General features: G+C 70.2%; 15 protein-coding genes. 11 read left to right on the forward strand and 4 right to left on the reverse strand.

The window, feature by feature from the left end; all coding sequences use genetic code 11:
- Positions 1-25 precede the first annotated feature (25 nt).
- From HNR76_RS11405 to HNR76_RS11415, 3 genes are read left to right on the forward strand one after another with little or no spacing between them, the layout of a single operon-like run.
- Complete coding sequence (locus HNR76_RS11405) at positions 26-3,013, forward strand: hypothetical protein (RefSeq protein WP_162310293.1); 2,988 nt, start codon at positions 26-28, stop codon at positions 3,011-3,013.
- A complete protein-coding gene (locus tag HNR76_RS11410; protein WP_162310292.1) occupies positions 3,010-4,110 on the forward strand; it encodes a type II secretion system protein in 1,101 nt (366 codons plus the stop codon). The genes HNR76_RS11405 and HNR76_RS11410 overlap by 4 nt, the downstream gene beginning before the upstream one ends.
- On the forward strand, positions 4,107-5,465 hold the full coding sequence (locus HNR76_RS11415; RefSeq protein ID WP_162310291.1) for a type II secretion system protein: 1,359 nt from the start codon (positions 4,107-4,109) through the stop codon (positions 5,463-5,465). Before HNR76_RS11410 ends, HNR76_RS11415 begins: the two co-directional genes overlap by 4 nt.
- A 7-nt stretch (positions 5,466-5,472) precedes the next feature.
- Here the strand turns inward: HNR76_RS11415 and HNR76_RS11420 are convergent, their stop codons facing one another.
- Together HNR76_RS11420 and ilvD are read right to left on the reverse strand one after the other, a co-directional pair.
- On the reverse strand, positions 5,473-6,276 hold the full coding sequence (locus tag HNR76_RS11420) for an AfsR/SARP family transcriptional regulator (protein ID WP_162310290.1): 804 nt from the start codon (positions 6,274-6,276) through the stop codon (positions 5,473-5,475).
- Between the two features lie 185 nt (positions 6,277-6,461).
- Positions 6,462-8,315, reverse strand: coding sequence for a dihydroxy-acid dehydratase (gene ilvD, locus HNR76_RS11425; RefSeq protein ID WP_162310289.1), 1,854 nt, complete (start codon positions 8,313-8,315; stop codon positions 6,462-6,464).
- A 421-nt stretch (positions 8,316-8,736) separates the two neighbouring features.
- On the opposite strand from ilvD, the gene ilvC reads away from it, so the two are divergent.
- The 8 genes from ilvC (at position 8,737) to gdhA (ending at position 17,544) form a co-directional block, all read left to right on the forward strand.
- On the forward strand, positions 8,737-9,756 hold the full coding sequence (ilvC, locus tag HNR76_RS11430) for a ketol-acid reductoisomerase (protein ID WP_162310288.1): 1,020 nt from the start codon (positions 8,737-8,739) through the stop codon (positions 9,754-9,756).
- On the forward strand, positions 9,753-11,498 hold the full coding sequence (gene ilvG / locus HNR76_RS11435; protein WP_162310287.1) for an acetolactate synthase 2 catalytic subunit: 1,746 nt from the start codon (positions 9,753-9,755) through the stop codon (positions 11,496-11,498). Before ilvC ends, ilvG begins: the two co-directional genes overlap by 4 nt.
- The gene (locus HNR76_RS11440; RefSeq protein WP_162310286.1) at positions 11,482-11,748 is read left to right on the forward strand and encodes an ACT domain-containing protein; all 267 of its coding nucleotides are present in this window, start codon (positions 11,482-11,484) and stop codon (positions 11,746-11,748) included. Before ilvG ends, HNR76_RS11440 begins: the two co-directional genes overlap by 17 nt.
- Before the next feature lie 114 nt (positions 11,749-11,862).
- A complete protein-coding gene (locus HNR76_RS11445) occupies positions 11,863-13,023 on the forward strand; it encodes a threonine dehydratase (protein WP_162310414.1) in 1,161 nt (386 codons plus the stop codon).
- Positions 13,020-14,597, forward strand: coding sequence for a 2-isopropylmalate synthase (locus HNR76_RS11450; RefSeq protein WP_162310285.1), 1,578 nt, complete (start codon positions 13,020-13,022; stop codon positions 14,595-14,597). The genes HNR76_RS11445 and HNR76_RS11450 overlap by 4 nt, the downstream gene beginning before the upstream one ends.
- A 152-nt stretch (positions 14,598-14,749) precedes the next feature.
- The gene (locus HNR76_RS11455) at positions 14,750-14,953 is read left to right on the forward strand and encodes a hypothetical protein (protein ID WP_162310284.1); all 204 of its coding nucleotides are present in this window, start codon (positions 14,750-14,752) and stop codon (positions 14,951-14,953) included.
- Positions 14,954-15,079: 126 nt separating this feature from the next.
- Positions 15,080-16,141, forward strand: coding sequence for a 3-isopropylmalate dehydrogenase (gene leuB / locus HNR76_RS11460; protein WP_162310283.1), 1,062 nt, complete (start codon positions 15,080-15,082; stop codon positions 16,139-16,141).
- A 56-nt stretch (positions 16,142-16,197) separates the two neighbouring features.
- Positions 16,198-17,544: an NADP-specific glutamate dehydrogenase gene (gdhA, locus tag HNR76_RS11465; protein WP_162310282.1), complete on the forward strand. Its 1,347-nt coding sequence runs from the start codon at positions 16,198-16,200 to the stop codon at positions 17,542-17,544.
- Between the two features lie 454 nt (positions 17,545-17,998).
- Here the strand turns inward: gdhA and leuD are convergent, their stop codons facing one another.
- Together leuD and leuC are read right to left on the reverse strand one after the other, a co-directional pair.
- Positions 17,999-18,646, reverse strand: a complete 648-nt coding sequence (gene leuD / locus HNR76_RS11470) for a 3-isopropylmalate dehydratase small subunit (protein WP_162310281.1) — start codon at positions 18,644-18,646, stop codon at positions 17,999-18,001.
- A gap of 22 nt (positions 18,647-18,668) precedes the next feature.
- Positions 18,669-20,099 carry a 3-isopropylmalate dehydratase large subunit gene (gene leuC, locus HNR76_RS11475; protein WP_162310280.1) on the reverse strand — a complete coding sequence of 477 codons (1,431 nt, stop codon included), beginning with the start codon at positions 20,097-20,099 and terminating at the stop codon, positions 18,669-18,671.
- Between the last annotated feature and the right edge of the window lie 111 nt (positions 20,100-20,210).

A 20,210-nucleotide genomic window follows, 5' to 3' on the forward strand; every position in this document is an offset into this window, starting at 1 on the left:
CCGGTGCCCGAACAGGACTATCGACATGAGCATGCCGCACCCTTCCATGCGCATTGCCGCCTCCATCTTCCGCGCCGTTCCCCGCCGCCCTTCCGGCATCGGCCTGGTGCAGGTGATGCTGATCCTGCTGCTGGTGGCCACGACCCTGGCCGCCGGCGCGGTGCTGTTGCAGTCCAGGCGGGCACCGGCGCAGGCCATCACCCAGGAACAGAGCCTGCGCTGGGCGGACGAGGCGGTCACCGCCTTCGCCGCCGCCAACGCCCGCCTGCCCTGCCCGTCGCGCACCGTCCACGGCGTGGAGGACTGCAGCCCGGGCAACGCCAAGGGCTGGCTGCCCCTGCGCACCCTGCTGGGCGCATCCGGGACCGCGCCGCAGATCGGGCCGACCGCCTACATGGTCTATCGCGGCGACGAGGCCGCGCACCACGACCTGACCAATCCCGGGAACGCCTACCAGCCGCCCGGCCTGGACGGGAACGTCCGCGAGATCGTGGTGTCCACCGACGCCGAGGGCGAGCCGACCGCCACCCGCCCGTTCGTGGCGATCAACGGCCTGGACCTGTGCCGTTCGCTCCAGCTTGCCGACGATGGAACCCAGGCGACGCTGGCCCGGGTCCAGACCCAGGAAGGCACCGCGCTGAATGTCGCCTACGGCATCGCCGCGGCCGGCCCGACCGCAGGCGATACCGCGCGCCTGGACGGCAGCAACAGCGCGACCGGCAGCATCACCCTGGACGCGCCGTGGCGAGAGTGGGATTCCGGCTACGACGACCGCGTGCGGATCCGCACCTTCGACGGCGTGGGCCAGATGCTCGGGTGCAGGATGCAGCGCGACGGCACCGCCGCGACCGCCACGGCGGCCGCGCCCGCCGCGCCGTTCGCGCTGATGGCGGCGACGTCGGTGGACGCCTCCACCTACGACGTCTCGCTGGCCGCCATGGACATCCTGGCCGCCGCCGTGACCGTGCACGACAGCCTGGGCGAGCTGCAGGAAAACAACGTGGGCAATACCGAGGCTTCGGTGCTGGATGCCGGCTTCGCCCAGGCCGCCGCGATCGCCTCGGTGCTGCTCTCGGCCGGCCAGATCACCGACGGTGTGTCCACCATGGTCACCGCCGCCACCAGCCTGGTGCGCGCGGTGGCCACCTGTATCGCCTCGCTTGGCGCCACCTGCTGGGAAGTCCCCCTCAAGGCCACCGCGCTGGGCCTGTCCATCGGCTCGGTGGTGACCAACGCGGTCGCACTGGGGCTCAACGTGGGCGCCCTGGTGCCCACCGCAATGGCGCTGGCCAAGACCATCGACGCACGCGACCGCGCCAAGAAGGCGGCCGCAAAGAAACCCAAGGACCTGAAGTCTGCAATCGACGAGCTGGCCTGCTCCCTGTACGGCGGCGATCCGCCGGACCTGGGCTACAACCCGTGCAGCCCGGACAGCAAGGTCAAGATCGGCGAGGACGGCGAGCCGGTACTCAAGCGCGACGCACAGGGATTCCCCATCCCGGTCCGCGACGAGGACGGCAGGCAGTTGTTCGACACCAATGGCAAGCCGCTGTACGAGTACGTGTACGTGGTCGACGACAACCCGCCGGGCCTGGACGACAAGCGCGACCAGGCCAAGGCCCAGTGGGAGGCCTTGAAGGAACACTCCGACGTGTTGCTGGTCAACAGGATCGCGCCCTGGAGCGGCGAATACGCCGATGCCGCGCAGTCGACCCGGATCGCCGGGCGCATCAACGAGGGGGCGTCGTGGGAGTTGCACGGCAAGCGCTATCAGACGATCAAGGTCACGTGCGTCCCCGGGCAGGACGGGAAGGGTGAATACATCCCGGACGGAAGCAACTGCAAGTACGTGGGTTCGAAAACCGAGACCGTGGAAGGGAATACGGTGACGACCCTGCTGGGCACGCATGACCGGAAAGAAGAAACCGTCTTCAACTGGGACCTGGCAGTGCGCGATGCCATCGCCAAGCGCAAGCTGGCCGAGCGCTGGGCCGAGAACAACCGCCGGGTCGGCGAGATCGACCGCGAGGTCGAGGAGCTGCAGAAGAACTGGAACCAGTGGTTCGTCGGCACCTCCCAGGTGGAATCGATTTATGCCGGCATGGTGCGGGAAAGGAACAAGTTCTGCGCCCTGCCCCAGGGCGACAGGATCAACTTCGAGAAGTGCGAAAGCGCCAAGGAGGGGGTCACCTACATCAACACCTGCCGCAAGGGCACCGGCAAACTCGACCAGAATGGCAACCGGATCACCGAGGTCGACACCGATCCGCTTGCCAACTGCAGGCTGCGCATGCAGGAGCGCCTGGACAACACCAGGGCGGAGAAGCAGAGCGCAGCCAACGCCCGCAGCGCCGCCGCCACGGCTTACAACAGCGCCCTAGCGCCCTGGATGGCCTATCCCGACGGATGGTTCTACCACGCGATCGAAGTCATCAAGGACTCGGACGGCAATCCCATCCGCTACGACTGGCTGGACTCCAGGAACGACGACCGCAACCGCGAAACCTATTACGTGGACTGCGTGATCAACGAAGTCGCCTCCAGTTGCGCCCAGACCCGGCGGCTGCCCTACTACGCGCCCGAGCCCTACTACAACGGCTGGGGGTACGACAATGAGCCCCAGATCTACCCCGCACCGCGCCTGCTGGTGACCAGCAACCTGGAGATCTACGGCAAGAACACCTGCAATTTCTTCAACAACACGTGGTGGTGGGGCGGCTGGGGGGACGCCCGATTCCATGGAATCTACTGCCAACGCTATCCGTACAACCGTGCCTACGAAGACTGGGACCGGGCCAAGGACGCCACCTTGGAGGCCGAGAAGACCTACGAAGGCCTGCGCGAGCAGTTCGACAAGCTCAAGGCCGAGTACGACGACCTGCGCAACCAGGGCGAGGTGGGCCCGAATGGAGCCATCACCAGCCCGATCGGCTTCGGCGCCGAGCCGGCCCTGGAGCGTGCCGACTCGCGCGGCTCGGTGGGCGCCCGCCCGGTACAGGCGGTGACGCCGTGACCGTGCGTGGCCTGCGCCCCCTGCAGCAGGGCTGGTCGCTGGTCGAGCTGGCGGTGGCGCTGGTCATCGCCGCGCTGCTGATGGTGCTGCTGATCACCTTGCTGCCATTGGGCAACCAGGTGCTCGACCAGGACCGCCAGCAGCGGGAACTGGCCCAGGCCGAACAAGCGCTGCTCGGGTACGCCCGCGCGCACGCGCAGATGCCCTCCGCCGACAGCGACGGCGACGGCCGTGCCAATGGCGGCGCCAATGCCGGCTGGCTTCCCGTCCACGACCTGGGCCTGTCGCCACGCATGCGCATCCGCTACCAGGTACAGCCGCACCTGGCGCTGCCCCCGGCCGAACTGTTCCGGCCGCTGGTCTCTCCTGAGTTCGCCAGCCAGCTCTCCACCTCCGCCAACGGCCTGGACCTGTGCATGCGCCTGCTGCTGGACCAGCGCGGCAACGTGCCGATGGCCGGACTGGGCATGCCGGTGTCGTTCTACCTGGCACACTCGGGAGGTCGCGGGCATGACCTGGCGCGTGGCGCCGAAACCTGGGACCCGACCGCGCAGGCACTGCCCGGCGATGGCAACAGCCCGGTGCTGACGTCGGCGGCCGGGCCGGGAGAGTTCTCCTCGCGCCTGGCCTGCCCGGACCTGCTCGCGCGCGCGCAGGGCAGCGCCCAGGCCGCGCTGGCGTCCTGGAGCGCGGTGCGCATGACCGAGTTCAATTACAAGTTCCGCCAGTTCGACGTGAAGATCGCCGAACTGACCCTGGACCAGGCCCAGACCGGACTTGCCTTTGCCGCGGTGGGTCTGGCGATGGCCATCGCCGACGAAGCCATCGCCATCACCCTGGTCGCTGCCGGCTGGCCACCGGAGGGGTTCGCCATCGGCGTGGGCATTGCCGAGAACATCGTGGCGCTGGCCTCCATCGGGTTTGCCGCCTACCAGGTGGCGATGGCGACCGACGACCTCAAGAGCGCCGAGGAAGGCGTCGAGCTTGCCAAGCAGGTGGAAGCCGACGTCGGTCTCTACCTGGACAAGGTCAAGGCGCTGCACGCCAATGCCAACCGGAAGGCCATCACCCTCGACAACGCGGGGCTTACCCCATGACCTCCATGTCCGTCCGCACGAAACGGCAGCGCCCCGCGCCGCCTGCGCGGCAAGCGGGTTTCTCGCTGATCGAACTGACCGTGGTGCTGGTGATCCTGGGCATCATCGGCATCCTGCTGGTGCGCTGGATCGGCATGGAAACGGCCGACCGCACCCACGCCACCCAGCGCGACCTGCTGCAACGTGGCGACGATGCGCTGCTGGCGTTCGCCGCCATCCAGTCGCGCCTGCCCTGCCCCGACGCCGACGGCGATGGCCGCGAGGACTGTGCCGGCGCGCTGGCCGTGGGCGCACTTCCCTATGTGACGCTGGGCCTGCCGGACCGGCGCGCATCGGGCATCCGCTACAGCGTGCTGCGCCGCACGGGCGGGGTGCTCACCGTTCCCGACTTCGATGGCGCCACCTGGGACATGTCCACCGATGCCGACCTCGCGGCGCTGCACGACCGCGCCATGACCCTGCAGGTCATCAGCAACTCCCCGAACATCGAACCGGCCCACCAGATCCGGCTCTGGAATACCTGCGACCACCTGCCTGCCGGCTCGCCCACCTGCGACGACCTGCCGCAACTGCGATCCAACGGCCTGGACCTGTGCGAAGCACTGCGCAACGCCAGCCTGCTGCCGACCAGCGCGGGCTTCGTGCATACCCTGCGGGAAGACGGGTCGGGCGAGATCGCCGGCAACGTGGCCTACGCACTGGCCATTCCGGACACGCTCAACCCGGCGCCACTGCATACCGGCGCCTCGCTGGCCTTCCATTCCCCGCGTCGTCCCGCCGGCGGCCCGGACCACTACCAGGACAAGGTGCACGCCGTCGGCCTGGACCAGCTCTGGACCCGGTTGCGCTGTGGCGAAAGCTACGGCCCGGCCATCTACGCGCATGCCAACGTGGCCGTGGCGGCGCGACTGACCACGCCGGCCATGCACAACTATGTCGAGCAACTCGGGATCATGCTGGACCTGGCCAGGGCCAACAACGACAGCGCCGATGCCGGGCTGGTCGCCGCCGCCGCCCAGATCACCAGCGCCACCGCCGGCGTCCTCGACACCATCGGCGAGACCTTCGAGACCTACGGCGCCTGGAACTGGCGCGTGGCGGTGGCCACCGCGGGGATCGGCACCGCGGTGGGCGGCATGATCGCCGCCGGCGTCATGAAGGGCTTCGCCACCACCTACGAGAACCGCTCGCGCCAACTGCTCACGGAATTCAAGACCGACCAGGACTTCCCACGCCAGTCCGAAGTGCTGGAAGCCGCGATCGAGGCCGAGGCCCAGCGCGCCAACATGCTGGGCATCTACCCGGATGCCGCGGCCCGTTTCGCCGCCACCCAGTTCGGCGCCGCAACGCCTTGACCCGGTGTCACGCGCCCAGCGAGAGGAGCTGCCCGGCGCCGACAGCCCGCAGCCGCGGCGCGGCCTTGCGCCTGCACGCGCCACGGATGCGCTCGGCCAGTTCGCTGGTCTCGCGCAAGGGCACCTCGCCCAGGTCTCCCTGCAGGCGATGCACCAGCTTCCGGTAACACGCCAGCGCCATGTCCGGCTCCCCCTTCTCGGCCAGGATCCGCATCAGGGCGCACTGGTGGCCCTCGTTCCAGGGGTCCTGCGCCACCAATTGCCGCGCCAAGGCCACGGCGGCACGCCAGTCACCCATGGCCGCGGCGGCATCGCGCATGCGCTCGCGGGCCGCGGACAGGCGCTGGGCGAACCAGGCGCGGCATTCGGCCAGCCACTCGTCGAACTCCTCGCAACCCTCGAACCCGATTCCCTCCAGCAGTGTGCCGGCGTCGGCCAGCCAGGCCGCGACACGGCGGTCCGGGCCGCCATCCGAGCCAGCAGCATCGATCAGGTCGATGTCGAACAGGCCGGCCGACGCCACCGGGCACAGCCGCACCGACTCGCGGTCGATCTGCAGTACGCCGTCGCCGACGGCCGTGGCCACCGCGCGATTGAGGTTGGACAGTACCTGGCGCAGGTTGGTCAGCGCGGCGCGCTCGTCCAGGTCCGGCCACAGCAGCGCGGCCAGGCGCGTGCGCGGATGGCGGCGGCCGCGTTCCACGGCCAAATAGGCCAGCACGGCCCAGCCCTTGCGGTATTGGAGTGCCACCTCCGAGGTGCCGGTGCCGATCCGGCACTCGCCCAGCAGCCGGATCGGGGCGCCGGGCACGGCGGTACCGGCATCCCCCGACGCCGGCGCGCCGCAGGATATAAGGCGGTTGGTTCGCATGGTTCTCCCCCTTTGCGGTTACTGAATGCGAAAGGCGCTAAGCCTTCCTCAACCATAGCAACCGGAAGTTGCAGCACAAACCCATCATGCTTTTCTCACGCCAGCCGCAACGGTAGCAAACCGCCTCATCCCTCCAGCAACGTACGGTCGCGCACGGCGCCCTTGTCGGCGCTGGTGGCCATCAGCGCATAGGCCTTCAGCGCGGTACTGACCTTGCGCGGGCGCGCCTGCGCGGGTTTCCAGCCCTTTTGGTCCTGGTTGGCGCGGCGTGCGGCCAGTTCCTCGCCGGAGACCCGCAGGTCGATGGTGCGCGCCGGGATGTCGATGCGGATGCGGTCACCGTCGCGGACCAGGCCGATGGCGCCGCCGGCCGCCGCCTCGGGCGAGGCGTGGCCGATGGACAGGCCCGAGGTGCCGCCGGAGAAGCGGCCATCGGTCAGCAGCGCACAGTGCGCGCCCAGGCCCTTGGATTTCAGGTAGCTGGTGGGGTACAGCATCTCCTGCATGCCCGGCCCGCCCTTCGGGCCTTCGTAGCGGATCACCACCACGTCGCCCGCCTGGACCTCGTCGCCGAGGATGCCGGCCACCGCCGCGTCCTGGCTTTCGTAGACGCGGGCGTTGCCCTCGAACACGTGGATGGATTCGTCCACGCCCGCGGTCTTCACCACGCAGCCGTCCTCGGCGATGTTGCCGTGCAATACCGCCAGCCCGCCCTCCTCGGAGAAGGCGTGGTCGAGGTTGCGGATGCAGCCTTGCGCGCGGTCGGTGTCCAGCGAGGGCCAGCGCGTGGCCTGGCTGAAGGCGGTCTGGGTGGGGATGCCGGCCGGGCCGGCCTTGAAGAAGGTGTGCACGGCCTCGTCGTCGGTGGCGGTCACGTCCCACTTGGCGATGGCCTCGCCCAGGGTCCTGGCGTGCACGGTCGGCACCGAGGTATCCAGCAGGCCGGCGCGCGCGAGCTCGGCCAGGATGGCCATGACGCCGCCGGCGCGGTGCACGTCCTCGACGTGGTACTTCTCGGTGTTCGGCGCGACCTTGCACAACTGCGGCACGCGCTTGGAGAGGCGGTCGATGTCGCGCAGGGTGAACGGCACCCCGGCCTCCTGCGCGGCGGCCAGCAGGTGCAGGATGGTGTTGGTCGAGCCGCCCATGGCGATGTCCAGCGCCATCGCGTTCTCGAACGCGGCGAAGGTGGCGATGCCCCGCGGCAGGGCGGCGGGGTCCTCGGCGCCGTACCAGCGGTGGCACAGTTCCACCGCGGTGACGCCGGCGCGCTTGAACAGCGCCTCGCGGTCGGCATGGGTGGCCAGCAGGGTGCCGTTGCCCGGCAGCGACAGGCCCAGCGCCTCGGTCAGGCAGTTCATCGAGTTGGCGGTGAACATGCCGCTGCACGAGCCGCAGGTCGGGCAGGCGCTGCGCTCCACGGCGGCCACCTGCTCGTCGGTGGCGCCCGGGTCGGCGGCCATCACCATCGCGTCGATCAGGTCCAGCTTGCGGCCGGCCTCGGTGCCATCCGCAAGCCGGGTCTTGCCCGCTTCCATCGGCCCGCCGGAGACGAACACGGTGGGCACGTCCAGCCGCAGCGCGGCCATCAGCATGCCGGGGGTGATCTTGTCGCAGTTGGAGATGCACACCAGCGCATCGGCGCAGTGCGCGTTGACCATGTACTCCACAGCGTCGGCGATCAGCTCGCGGCTGGGCAGCGAATACAGCATGCCGTCGTGGCCCATGGCGATGCCGTCGTCCACCGCGATGGTGTTGAACTCCTTGGCCACGCCGCCCACCCGCTCGATCTCGCGCGCGACCAGTTGCCCCATGTCCTTGAGGTGGACGTGGCCGGGGACGAACTGGGTGAACGAGTTGGCGATGGCCACGATGGGCTTGTGGAAATCGCCGTCGCTCATGCCGGTGGCGCGCCACAGCGCGCGGGCGCCGGCCATGTTGCGGCCATGAGTGGAGGTCTTGGAACGGTAATCTGGCATGGGTCTGGAACCGCTGGCTGGGGGGCTGGCGCGGGGTCGGGGCGCAACCTGGGAACGATCGTAGGGAAAGCCCATGGATTGTGCTGCGTTTCCACGGTTGCATGTGCAACCGTGGCCCGCTCCGGGGCTGTGCTTGACAAGGCTCGAACGCGCATGGTTCCCTAGCCGGTATGTTGCATCGCCACACGCCCCCGATGGACCACAGCGCGCGCCACGCCGCGCAGGTGCTCGTCCTCGTCCTTATTACCTCGCCAACAGGTGCGGGACGAAGCGGCGTGTAAGGAAACAAGCCGGATTCGCAAAACCCCGCACCGCAAGGCGCGGGGTTTTTTGTTTTGCGTCTAGCGTTCCACGGAAATATCAGCAGAAACAATCCTTTTACGTCACATTTAACCTTTTCAACTCCGCACAGGACCATGCCATGACCAGCAGCACCTCCCTCCAGCCCAAGATCGCGATCGTCGGCTACGGCAGCCAGGGCCGCGCGCACGCGCTGAACCTGCGCGACTCCGGCTTCGACGTGACCGTCGGACTGCGCCCGGGCGGCCCGACCGAAGCCAAGGCCCAGGCCGACGGCTTCACGGTCAAGACCCCGGCCGAGGCGGTCAAGGACGCCGACCTGGTCGCCGTGCTGACCCCGGACATGGTCCAGAAGAAGCTGTACGAAGAGGTGCTGGCCGCCAACATGAAGCAGGGCGCGGTACTGCTGTTCGCCCATGGCCTGAACGTGCACTTCGGCATGATCGCCCCGCGCGCGGACCTGGACGTGGTCCTGGTCGCGCCCAAGGGCCCGGGCGCGCTGGTGCGCCGCGAGTACGAGATCGGCCGCGGCGTGCCGTGCATCTACGCCGTCTACCAGGACAAGAGCGGCCAGGCCGAGCAGTTCGCCCTGACCTACGCCGGCGGCCTGGGCGGCGCCCGCGCCAACATCATCAAGACCACCTTCCAGGAAGAGACCGAGACCGACCTGTTCGGCGAGCAGGCCGTGCTGTGCGGCGGCGCCTCCTCGCTGGTCCAGGCCGGCTTCGAGACCCTGGTGGAAGCCGGCTACCAGCCGGAGATCGCCTACTACGAGGTGCTGCACGAGTTGAAGCTGATCGTGGACCTGTTCTACGAAGGCGGCATCACCCGCATGCTGGAGTTCGTCTCCGAGACCGCGCAGTACGGCGACTACGTCAGCGGCCCGCGGGTGATCGACGCCTCGGTCAAGGCGCGCATGAAGGACGTGCTGACCGACATCCAGAACGGCACCTTCACCAAGAACTGGGTGGCCGAGTACGAAGCCGGCCTGCCGAACTACAACAAGTTCAAGCAGGCCGACCTGGACCACCCGATCGAGAAGGTGGGCAAGGAGCTGCGCGCCAAGATGGTGTGGCTGCAGGCCAACGCTTCGCAGCCCGACACCGACGACACGACCGACCAGAAGACCGCCGCCGCATGAACGCCAAATCCCCGACAGCGAAAGCGGCCGGGCTGCGCAATGGCGCGGCCTGGGTCGCGCACGCGCTGGAGGCCGAGGGAGTGGACACCATCTTCGGCTATCCGGGCGGCGCGATCATGCCGTTCTACGATGCGCTGGTGGACTCGGGACTGCGCCACATCCTGGTCCGCCACGAGCAGGGCGCGGCGCTGGCCGCCAACGGCTACGCCCGCGCCAGCGGCAGGGTCGGCGTGTGCGTGGCCACCTCCGGCCCGGGCGCCTCGAACCTGGTGACCGGCATCGCCGACGCGATGCTGGACTCGGTGCCGATGGTGTGCATCACCGGCCAGGTCGCCACCTCGCTGCTGGGGACCGACGCGTTCCAGGAACTGGACGTGTTCGGCATGACCATGCCGATCGTCAAGCACAGCTTCCTGGTGCGCAGCGTGGACGAACTGCCCAACGTGCTGGCCGAGGCCTTCCGCCTGGCCCGCCAGGGCCGTCCCGGCCCGGTGCTGATCGACCTGCCCAAGGACGTGCAGGTGGGCAACGCCGCCCACCTGCCCGCGCACGCGCCGGCGCCGGTGGAGGGCGAGCCCGCCCCGGCCGACGCGACGCTGGCGCAGGCCATCGCCGCCATCGCCGCGGCCGAGAAGCCGGTGATCTACGGCGGCGGCGGCATCGGCATCGCCGATGCGGTGGGGCCGTTCCGCCGGTTCGTGGAAGCCACCGGCATCCCGACCGTGCTGACCCTGCGCGGCCTGGGCGCGCTGCCGGGCAACCACCCGCAGTTCCTGGGCATGCTGGGCATGCACGGCACCCGCGCGGCGAACATCGCCGTGCAGGAATCGGATCTGCTGGTGGTGGTCGGCGCCCGCTTCGACGACCGCGCCACCGGCAAGCTGGCTGAGTTCGCGCCGTTCGCCCGCGTCGTCCACCTGGACGCGGACGCCTACGAGATCTCCAAGCTGCGCACCGCCGACGTCGCCCTGCCCGGCGACGTGGCCGCCGGCCTGCATGCGCTGACTGCCGCCGCCCCGGCCGTCGCCAGCCCGGCGCAGCAGGCATGGCGCCAGCGCTGCGACGGCCTGCGCGAGAAGCACGCCGCGCGCTACGACGCCCCCGGCCAGGACATCTACGCCCCAGCGCTGCTCAAGCGCCTGAGCGAGCTGTCGCCCGACGCGGTGATCGCCTGCGACGTGGGCCAGCACCAGATGTGGGTGGCCCAGCACTGTCGCTTCAACCACCCGCGCAACCACCTGACCTCCGGCGCGCTGGGCACGATGGGCTTCGGCCTGCCGGCGGCGCTGGGCGCGCAGTTCGCCTGCCCGGACCGGCCGGTGGTGCTGGTCTCCGGCGACGGCAGCTTCATGATGAACGTGCAGGAGCTGGTCACCGTGGCCCGCTGCAAGCTGCCGGTGAAGATGATCCTGCTGGACAACAGCTCGCTGGGCATGGTCCGGCAGTGGCAGGAGCTGTTCTTCGACAAGCGCTACAGCGAGATCGACCTGTCCGACAACCCGGACTTCGGCGCGCTGGCGCGGGTGTGCGGCATCCCCGCCACCCGCATCGACCGGCGTGCCGACGTGGAAGGCGCGCTGGCCGAACTGCTGGCCGCGCCGGGCCCCGGCCTGCTGCACGTGGTGATCGACGCCCGCGCCAACGTCTGGCCGCTGGTGCCGCCCAACACCGCCAACAGCACGATGCTGGATTCCAACCCCAACGAACAACGCACGGAGCCCGCGCATGCTCTACCGGCTTGACCTGGTGCTGAAGCCCGTGGAGGGCGCGCTGGTCCGGGTGATCGGGATGACCGAACGCCGCGGCTTCGCCCCGCGCGCGATCAACGGCGGCCCGGACGCCAACGACGGCCGCTGGCGCCTGCAACTGGTGGTCGACGGCGGCCGCCCGGCCGAGACGCTCAAGCGCCAGTTGCAGAAGGTGTACGACTGCGAGTCGGTCGAGATCGTGCCGGTGGAAGGCGTCCCGGCGACGGCCGAGGCGGCGCCGTGAACACCCGCCCGGCCGCCTTCCCCGCCGCCACTGCCGCCCGTGCGGAGGCAGTGGTGCGGAGGTGTCTTCTTCGCCATCGCCCGCGAGCCGGCAGCCATGCCCGCCATGTCCGTGATGCCTGATTCGGGCCGCGCCAGCGCCGGCGGCGGGGAGCCCGACGTCGGCGACGTCGGCGTGGCCGAGGTGCTGGCCGCGCAGTCGCGGCTGCGCCGCTACCTGCCGGTCACGCCGATGCACCTGGCCGAGCGCTTCGGGGTGATGCTGAAGCTGGAGAACCTGCAGCGCACCGGCTCCTACAAGGTGCGCGGCGCGCTCAACGCCATGCTGGCCGCGCAGGAGCGCGGCGACCGCCGCCCGGTGATCTGCGCCTCGGCCGGCAACCACGCCCAGGGCGTGGCCTGGGCCGCCTACCGCCTGGGCGTGCAGGCGATCACGGTGATGCCGCACGGCGCTCCGGAGAACAAGATCGCCGGCGTGGCCCACTGGGGCGCCACCGTGCGCCAGCACGGCGACAGCTACGACGAGGCCTACGCCTTCGCGCTGCAACTGGCCGAGCAGAACGACTACCGCTTCCTGTCCGCGTTCGACGACCCGGACGTGATCGCCGGCCAGGGCACCATCGGCATCGAGATCGCCCCGCACGCGCCGGACGTGGTCATAGTCCCCATCGGCGGCGGCGGCCTGGCCTCCGGCGTGGCCCTGGCCCTGAAGTCGCAGGGCGTACGCGTGGTCGGCGCCCAGGTCGAGGGCGTGGACGCCATGGCCCGGGCGATCAAGGGCGACACCACCCTCGTCGATCCGGTCCGCACCCTGGCCGACGGCGTGCGGGTCAAGGTGCCCGGCTTCCTCACCCGCCGCCTGTGCACGCGCCTGCTCGACGACGTGGTCATCGTGCGCGAGGCCGAGCTTCGCGAGACCCTGGTGCGGCTGGCGCTGGAGGAGAACCTGATCGCCGAGGGCGCCGGCGCCCTGGCCCTGGCCGCCGGGCGCCGGGTGGCCGGCAAGCGCAAGTGCGCGGTGGTCTCCGGCGGCAACATCGACGCGGCCACCCTGGCCACCCTGCTGTCCGAGGTCCGGCCGCGGCCGCCGCGCCGGCCGCGGCGGCGCACCGGCGAGGCGGTGGCGGCCGCCGCCGGCGACGATGCTGCAGCGCGCAAAACGTCCCCCGTGGCAAAGCGCCGTCCAACCGCTAACCTGTCCCCATCCGCCACCATTTCCGCGGCCGCGGCCCCGACCGTCCCGCAGCCCGTCAGCGAAGAGGAGTTCACCTGGTGAACGCGCCCACGTCCCAAGCCAGCCCCCAGGCCTCCCCGGCCCGCATCCGGGTATTCGACACCACCCTGCGCGACGGCGAGCAGTCGCCGGGCTGCAGCATGACCCCGCCGCAGAAGGTGGTGATGGCCCGCGCCCTGGCCGAGCTGGGCGCGGACATCATCGAGACCGGCTTCCCGGCCAGCTCGCAGTCCGACCGCGACGCCATGGCCCTGATCGGCAAGGAGCTGCGCGAGCCGGTGCTGGCGGTGCTCTCGCGCTGCCTGCCGGCGGATATCGACATCTCCCTGCGCGCCCTGGAGGCGGCCGCGCGGCCGCGCCTGCACCTGTTCCTGTCCACCAGCCCGCTGCACCGCGAGCACAAGCTGCGCATGAGCCGGCAACAGGTGCTGGACCGGGTGGCCGAGAGCGTGGCCTACGCCAAGCGCCACATCGAGGACATCGAGTTCTCCACCGAGGACGGCACCCGCACCGAAGAGGACTTCCTGCACGAGGTGGTGGCCGCGGCGATCGCCGCCGGCGCCACCACCATCAACGTGCCCGACACCGTGGGCTTCACCACCCCCGAGGAGATCCGCAGCCTGTTCCGGGGCCTGATCGCCCGCGTGCCGGGCGCGGATAAGGTGGTCTTCAGCGCGCACTGCCACAACGACCTGGGCCTGGCCGTGGCCAACACCCTGGCCGCCATCGAGGGCGGCGCCCGCCAGGTGGAGTGCACCATCAACGGCATCGGCGAGCGCGCCGGCAACTGCGCGCTGGAGGAAATCGTGATGGCGCTGAAGGTGCGCGGCGCGTTCTTCGAGGCCGACACCGGCGTGGACACCCGCCGCCTGGTGCCGACCTCGCAGTTGCTGCAGCGCCTGATCGGCATGCCCGTGCAGCGCAACAAGGCGGTGGTGGGCAGCAACGCCTTCGCCCATGAGTCGGGCATCCACCAGCACGGCATGCTGCGCCACCGCGGCACCTACGAGATCATGCACCCGCAGGACGTGGGCTGGGCCGACACGCAGATGGTGCTGGGCCGGCACAGCGGCCGCGCCGCGGTCGAGCAGCGCCTGCGCGCACTGGGCTACTACCTGGAGGAGACCGAGCTGGAACTGGTCTTCGCCGACTTCAAGGCCCTGTGCGAACAGCAGCGCGTGGTCACCGACTCGGACCTGCAGACCCTGATGCACGGCGCCGGCGACGGCGACGGCGACGGCTACCGCCTGGCCTCGCTGACCCTGAGCGACCTGGGCCAGCGCGCCAGCGCCACCGTCGAGCTGTCCGACCCGGACGGCCGCCGCGTGGCCGAGACCGCCGAGGGCGATGGCCCGGTCGATGCCTTGTTCGCCGCGCTGGCCGCCGCCACCGGTGTGCAGTTGAGCCTGGAAAGCTACCAGGTGCACAGCGTCGGCCTGGGCGCCGACGCGCGCGGCGAGGCCAGCCTGAGCGTGCGCCACGGCGACACCGAGTACGAAGGCACCGGCACCAGCCGCGACATCATCGAGGCCAGCGCGCTGGCCTGGCTGGACGTGGCCAACCGCCTGCTGCGCCAGCGCCGCGGCACCGCCAGCGAACAGTTGGCCACCGCCTGATCCATGGGCATGCCGCTCGCCACCGCCCCGCTCGCGGGACGATCCGCATGGCCGCCGCTGCGCGACCGTGCGCATGGCCGCGGCGCCTGCATCCTCCTCGCGCCGCCGCCCGCGCGGCGCCGTGCCGGAACCGGCCACGGGAACGACACCTGATGCCGGCCGAAAGCACCCAGGCAGCCGCGCTGACCTTCGACGCGGCGGTGTACCGCGCGCTCTCGCGCCGGCGGTCCGACACCCCCCATCCGCACAACGGCGCCCCGGCGCCGGACGACGCGCCCCAGGACGCGCCGGGCAAACGGCGGCCGCCGGACATCCCCGCCGCCGCCGGCCACGGTTCGCGAAAATCGTCCGGCTGACCGGCAACGGCCCGCTTCCGACGCCGCCTTGCGGCCGGCATGCGGGCGTTCGGCGCCTCCCGCTTCGCGCGTGCCCCCGGGCCGCCGCCGCCTTTCTCTTCCATCGCTTCCACGAGATCCACGCCCATGCACGCTGACATCGTCGTTCTGCCCGGAGACGGCATCGGTCCCGAAATCATCGCCGCCGCGCTGCCGGTGCTCGAAGCGGTGGCCCGCCGCCACGGCCACGACTTCGCCTTCCACGAGCACGACATCGGCGGCATCGCCATCGACCGCCACGGCCAGCCGTTGCCGGCCGCCACCCTGGAAGCGGCGCAGAAGGCCGACGCGGTGCTGCTGGGCGCGGTGGGCGGGCCGAAGTGGTCCGACCCCAACGCCAAGGTGCGCCCGGAGCAGGGCCTGCTGGCGATCCGCAAGGGCATGGGCCTGTTCGCCAACCTGCGCCCGGTGCGCCCGCACGCCGCGGCGCTGGGCGCCTCGCCGATCAAGTCCGAGCTGCTGGAAGGCGTGGACATCATGGTCGTGCGCGAGCTGACCGGCGGCATCTACTTCGGCGACAAGACCCGCAGCGACACCGACGCCACCGACCTGTGCCGCTATACCGTGGCCGAGGTCGAGCGCGTGGTGCGCCGCGCGGCCGAGCTGGCGCGCAGCCGCCGCGGCCACCTGACCTCGGTGGACAAGGCCAACGTGCTGGAGACCTCGCGCCTGTGGCGCGACGTCGCCGCGCGGGTGATGCGCGAGGAATTCCCCGACGTGGCCGTGGAGCACCAGTTGGTGGACTCGATGGCCATGCACCTGCTGTCCAAGCCGCGCGCCTACGACGTGATCGTCACCGAGAACATGTTCGGCGACATCCTCACCGACGAGGCCTCGATGCTGGCCGGCTCGCTGGGCCTGCTGCCCTCGGCCTCGCTGGGCGCCGGCAAGGCCGGGATCTACGAGCCGATCCACGGCTCGGCGCCGGACATCGCCGGCAAGGGCATCGCCAACCCGTACGCCACCATCCTGAGCGCCGCGCTGCTGCTGCGCCACTCGCTGGGGCTGGAGCAGGAGGCCGCCGCCATCGAGGCCGCGGTGGACGCCGCGCTGCACGCGCAGGCCTTCACCGCCGACCTCGCCGCGCCCGGGCGCGCCCTGTCCACCGGCCAGGCCGCCCAGGCGGTGATCGACCGGCTCGGCGCCTGACCGGCCGCGCGCGACCAAGACATCACATCGACATCCAGCAAAGGGGAGAAAGAGGTATGCCAGTGCCAGGTTCCAGGGAAGAGTTTCTCGAACGGGTCCAACGCCGCGATCCGCACCAGCCCGAATTCCTGCAGGCGGTACGCGAAGTCGCCGCTAGCCTGTGGCCGTTCCTGGAGCGCCACCCGGAATACGCCCGCGAAGGCCTGATCGAGCGCCTGGTCGAGCCCGAGCGGGTGATCCAGTTCCGGATTTCCTGGGTCGACGACCACGGCCAGGTGCAGGTCAACCGCGGCTGGCGCGTGCAGCACAGTTGCGCCATCGGTCCGTTCAAGGGCGGCATGCGCCTGCACCCGTCGGTGAACCTGTCGATCCTGAAGTTCCTGGCCTTCGAGCAGACCTTCAAGAACGCGCTGACCACGCTGCCCATGGGCGGCGGCAAGGGCGGCTCGGACTTCGACCCCAAGGGCAAGAGCGACGGCGAGGTGATGCGCTTCTGCCAGGCGCTGATGCTGGAGCTGTACCGCCATCTGGGCCCGGATACCGACGTGCCGGCCGGCGACATCGGCGTGGGCGCGCGCGAGGTCGGCTACATGGCCGGCATGATGAAGAAGCTGTCCAACCAGGCCGGCTGCGTGTTCACCGGCAAGGGCATCGCCTATGGCGGCAGCCTGATGCGGCCGGAGGCCACCGGCTACGGCACGGTGTACTTCGTCGAGCAGATGCTGCAGTACGCCAGCCGGCAGACCCACGGCGCCAGCGTGCTGATCTCCGGCTCGGGCAACGTGGCCCAGTACGCGGCGATCAAGTCCACCGAGCTGGGCGGCAAGGTGCTGACCTTCAGCGACTCGGACGGCACGCTCTACGCGCGCGACGGCTTCGATGCCGAGGCCATCGCCCAGGTGTCGGACCTGAAGAACCTGCGCCGCGGCCGCCTGGCCGAGCTGGGCGAGGACCCGCGCTTCGAGTACCTGCCGGGCAAGCGCCCGTGGCACATCCCCGCGCAGATCGCCCTGCCCTGCGCCACCCAGAACGAACTGGACGAGGACGACGCCCGCACCCTGGTCGGCAACGGCGTGGTCTGCGTGGCCGAGGGCGCCAACATGCCCTCCACCCTGGAGGCGGTGGACGTGTTCCTGGAATCGGGCACGCTGTACGCGCCGGGCAAGGCCTCCAACGCCGGCGGCGTGGCCACCTCGGGCCTGGAAATGAGCCAGAACGCGCTGCGCCTGTCCTGGCACCACGCCGAGGTGGACGAGCGCCTGCACGCCATCATGAAGGACATCCACGGCAACTGCGTGCGCCACGGCAAGCGCAAGGACGGCAGCATCAACTACGTGGACGGCGCCAACATCAGCGGCTTCGTGAAGGTGGCCGACGCGATGCTGGCACAGGGCGTGTACTGAGCCCTCGCGCTCCCGCGCACGCGAAGACGCCGCCTTCTGGCGGCGTCTTCGTTTTCGCGCCTGGGAAATCGGGGTTGAAGCTTGAAGCAAGAGCGCGGCTTTCGGACGGGGCCGCCGTGTCCCGGGAGTAGGGCGCCCCCCTCGGGACGGCCTCCTGCCTTTACTCGGGTCGTGGCACATCCCTGTGCCACTTGCGCCCTACCCCCGGGACACGACGTCCTCGGCGAGCTTCGGGGACGTGGCTTCTATCGGCCAACAGCGCCGTCTCCTTGGGAACGGCTCGCCACCGTGAAGCGCCCCGGTGCGATGCCTGCTGACGGGAAGTCAAGGAGGAGGTTCCGGCCGCAGGCCGGAACCGGGGGACATGAGCGGCGGCAGGCATCGCGCCGGGGCGCCCCGACGCCGCATCCCATCGCCCGCCCAACACCCAGGCCAGGAAGCCAAGCCCCCGACGTCAGCCCACCGCGCCGAACAGCCAGGGCTGCGCGACCCTGTGCCGCGCCTCGAACGCGGCGATCGCGTCGCGCTCCTGCAGGGTCAGGCCGATATCGTCCAGGCCGTTGAACAGGCAGTGCTTGCGGAAGGCGTCGATCTCGAAGCGGTACTGCACCCCGTCCGGGCGCGTCACCGTCTGCGCGGCCAGGTCCACCGTGAGCGCATAGCCCTCGGTCGCCTCGCACTGCGCGAACAGCGCATCGACCTCGTCGTCCTCCAGCACGATCGGCAGCAGCCCGTTCTTGAAGCTGTTGTTGAAGAAGATGTCGGCGAAGCTCGGCGCGATGATCGCGCGGAAGCCATACTCGTCCAGCGCCCACGGCGCATGCTCGCGCGAGGAACCGCAGCCGAAGTTCTCGCGCGCCAGCAGCACGCTGGCGCCGCGGTAGCGCGGGAAGTTCAGCACGAAGTCCCGGTTGAGCGGCCGGTTGGAGCTGTCCTGCCCCGGCTCGCCCACGTCCAGGTAGCGCCACTCGTCGAACAGGTTCGGGCCGAAGCCCGAACGCTTGATCGATTTCAGGAACTGCTTGGGGATGATCTGGTCGGTGTCGACGTTGGCGCGGTCGAGCGGGGCGACCAGGCCGGTGTGGGTGGTGAAGGCTCTCATCGCTTGTTCTCCTCGGGCCCGCTCAGTTCTGGAACGCCAGGTCGCGCACGTCGACGAAGTGGCCGGCCACCGCGGCGGCGGCGGCCATCGCCGGGCTGACCAGGTGGGTGCGCCCGCCGGCGCCCTGGCGGCCCTCGAAGTTGCGGTTGGACGTGGAGGCGCAATGCTCGCCGGCGCCCAGCTTGTCGGGGTTCATCGCCAGGCACATCGAGCAGCCCGGCTCGCGCCACTCGAAGCCGGCCTCGATGAACACCTTGTCCAACCCTTCGGCCTCGGCCTGGGCCTTGACCAGGCCCGAGCCCGGCACCACCAGCGCCTGCTTCACGCTGGAGGCGACCTTGCGGCCCTTGGCCACTTCCGCCGCCGCACGCAGGTCCTCGATCCGCGAGTTGGTGCAGGAGCCGATGAACACCCGGTCCAGACGGATGTCGGTGATCGGCTGGTTGGCGCGCAGGCCCATGTACTTGAGCGCGCGGTTGATGGAGTCCTTCTTCACCGGATCGGCCTCGCGCTCGGGATCGGGCACGTTCTGGTCCACCGCCAGCACCATCTCCGGCGAGGTGCCCCAGCTCACCTGCGGCTTGATGTCCTCCGCGCGCAGCTCGACCACGGTGTCGAAGCGCGCGTCCGGGTCGGACACCAGCGTCTCCCACACCGCCACCGCCTTGTCCCAGTCCGCGCCCTTCGGCGCGAACGGACGGCCCTTCACGTAGTCGATGGTCTTCCGGTCCACCGCCACCATGCCCACCCGCGCGCCGGCCTCGATGGACATGTTGCAGATGGTCATGCGGCCTTCGACCGACAGGTCGCGGATGGCGCTGCCGGCGAACTCCAGCGCGTGGCCGTTGCCGCCGGCGGTGCCGATCTTCCCGATGATCGCCAGCACGACGTCCTTGGCGGTCACGCCGAACGGCAGCGTGCCCTCCACCCGCACCTGCATGTTCTTCATCTTCTTGGCGACCAGGCACTGAGTGGCCAGCACGTGCTCGACCTCGGAGGTGCCGATGCCGTGCGCCAATGCGCCGAACGCGCCGTGCGTGGAGGTGTGCGAATCGCCGCAGACCACGGTCATGCCCGGCAGGGTGGCGCCCTGCTCGGGGCCGACCACGTGGACGATGCCCTGGCGCACGTCGTTCATCTTGAACTCGAGGATGCCGAAGTCGTCGCAGTTCTCGCCCAGGGTCTGCACCTGCAAGCGCGAGACCTCGTCGACGATCGCCTGCAGGCCCCCGGCGCGCTCGGCGCGGGTGGTGGGCACGTTGTGGTCCGGGGTGGCGATGTTGGCGTCGATCCGCCACGGCTTGCGCCCGGCCAGGCGCAGGCCCTCGAAGGCCTGCGGCGAGGTGACCTCGTGCAGGATGTGGCGGTCGATGTAGATCAGCGAGGAACCGTCGTCGCGACGGGTCACCTCGTGCATCTCCCACAGCTTGTCGTACAGGGTCTTGCCGGCCATGCGCTGCCTCGGATCGTGTCTGGCGGTGGCGGGAATGCGGACCCCGCCGGCTGGGGAATCATCCTGCCGCCTTGCAATCGATAACTCAAATGCATATTTTTTATCCATTCG

Source organism: Pseudoxanthomonas broegbernensis (genome assembly GCF_014202435.1).
Lineage (GTDB): Bacteria > Pseudomonadota > Gammaproteobacteria > Xanthomonadales > Xanthomonadaceae > Pseudoxanthomonas > Pseudoxanthomonas broegbernensis.

Coding starts and splice junctions, on each gene's coding strand:
- HNR76_RS11440 (WP_162310286.1), top strand. CDS start 11,482: ATGCTCTACCGGCTTGACCTGGTGCTGAAGCCCGTGGAGGGCGCGCTG.
- leuD (WP_162310281.1), bottom strand. CDS start 18,646: ATGAGAGCCTTCACCACCCACACCGGCCTGGTCGCCCCGCTCGACCGC.
- ilvC (WP_162310288.1), top strand. CDS start 8,737: ATGACCAGCAGCACCTCCCTCCAGCCCAAGATCGCGATCGTCGGCTAC.
- HNR76_RS11405 (WP_162310293.1), top strand. CDS start 26: ATGAGCATGCCGCACCCTTCCATGCGCATTGCCGCCTCCATCTTCCGC.
- HNR76_RS11455 (WP_162310284.1), top strand. CDS start 14,750: ATGCCGGCCGAAAGCACCCAGGCAGCCGCGCTGACCTTCGACGCGGCG.
- HNR76_RS11445 (WP_162310414.1), top strand. CDS start 11,863: ATGCCTGATTCGGGCCGCGCCAGCGCCGGCGGCGGGGAGCCCGACGTC.
- gdhA (WP_162310282.1), top strand. CDS start 16,198: ATGCCAGTGCCAGGTTCCAGGGAAGAGTTTCTCGAACGGGTCCAACGC.
- HNR76_RS11415 (WP_162310291.1), top strand. CDS start 4,107: ATGACCTCCATGTCCGTCCGCACGAAACGGCAGCGCCCCGCGCCGCCT.
- leuC (WP_162310280.1), bottom strand. CDS start 20,099: ATGGCCGGCAAGACCCTGTACGACAAGCTGTGGGAGATGCACGAGGTG.
- leuB (WP_162310283.1), top strand. CDS start 15,080: ATGCACGCTGACATCGTCGTTCTGCCCGGAGACGGCATCGGTCCCGAA.
- ilvD (WP_162310289.1), bottom strand. CDS start 8,315: ATGCCAGATTACCGTTCCAAGACCTCCACTCATGGCCGCAACATGGCC.
- ilvG (WP_162310287.1), top strand. CDS start 9,753: ATGAACGCCAAATCCCCGACAGCGAAAGCGGCCGGGCTGCGCAATGGC.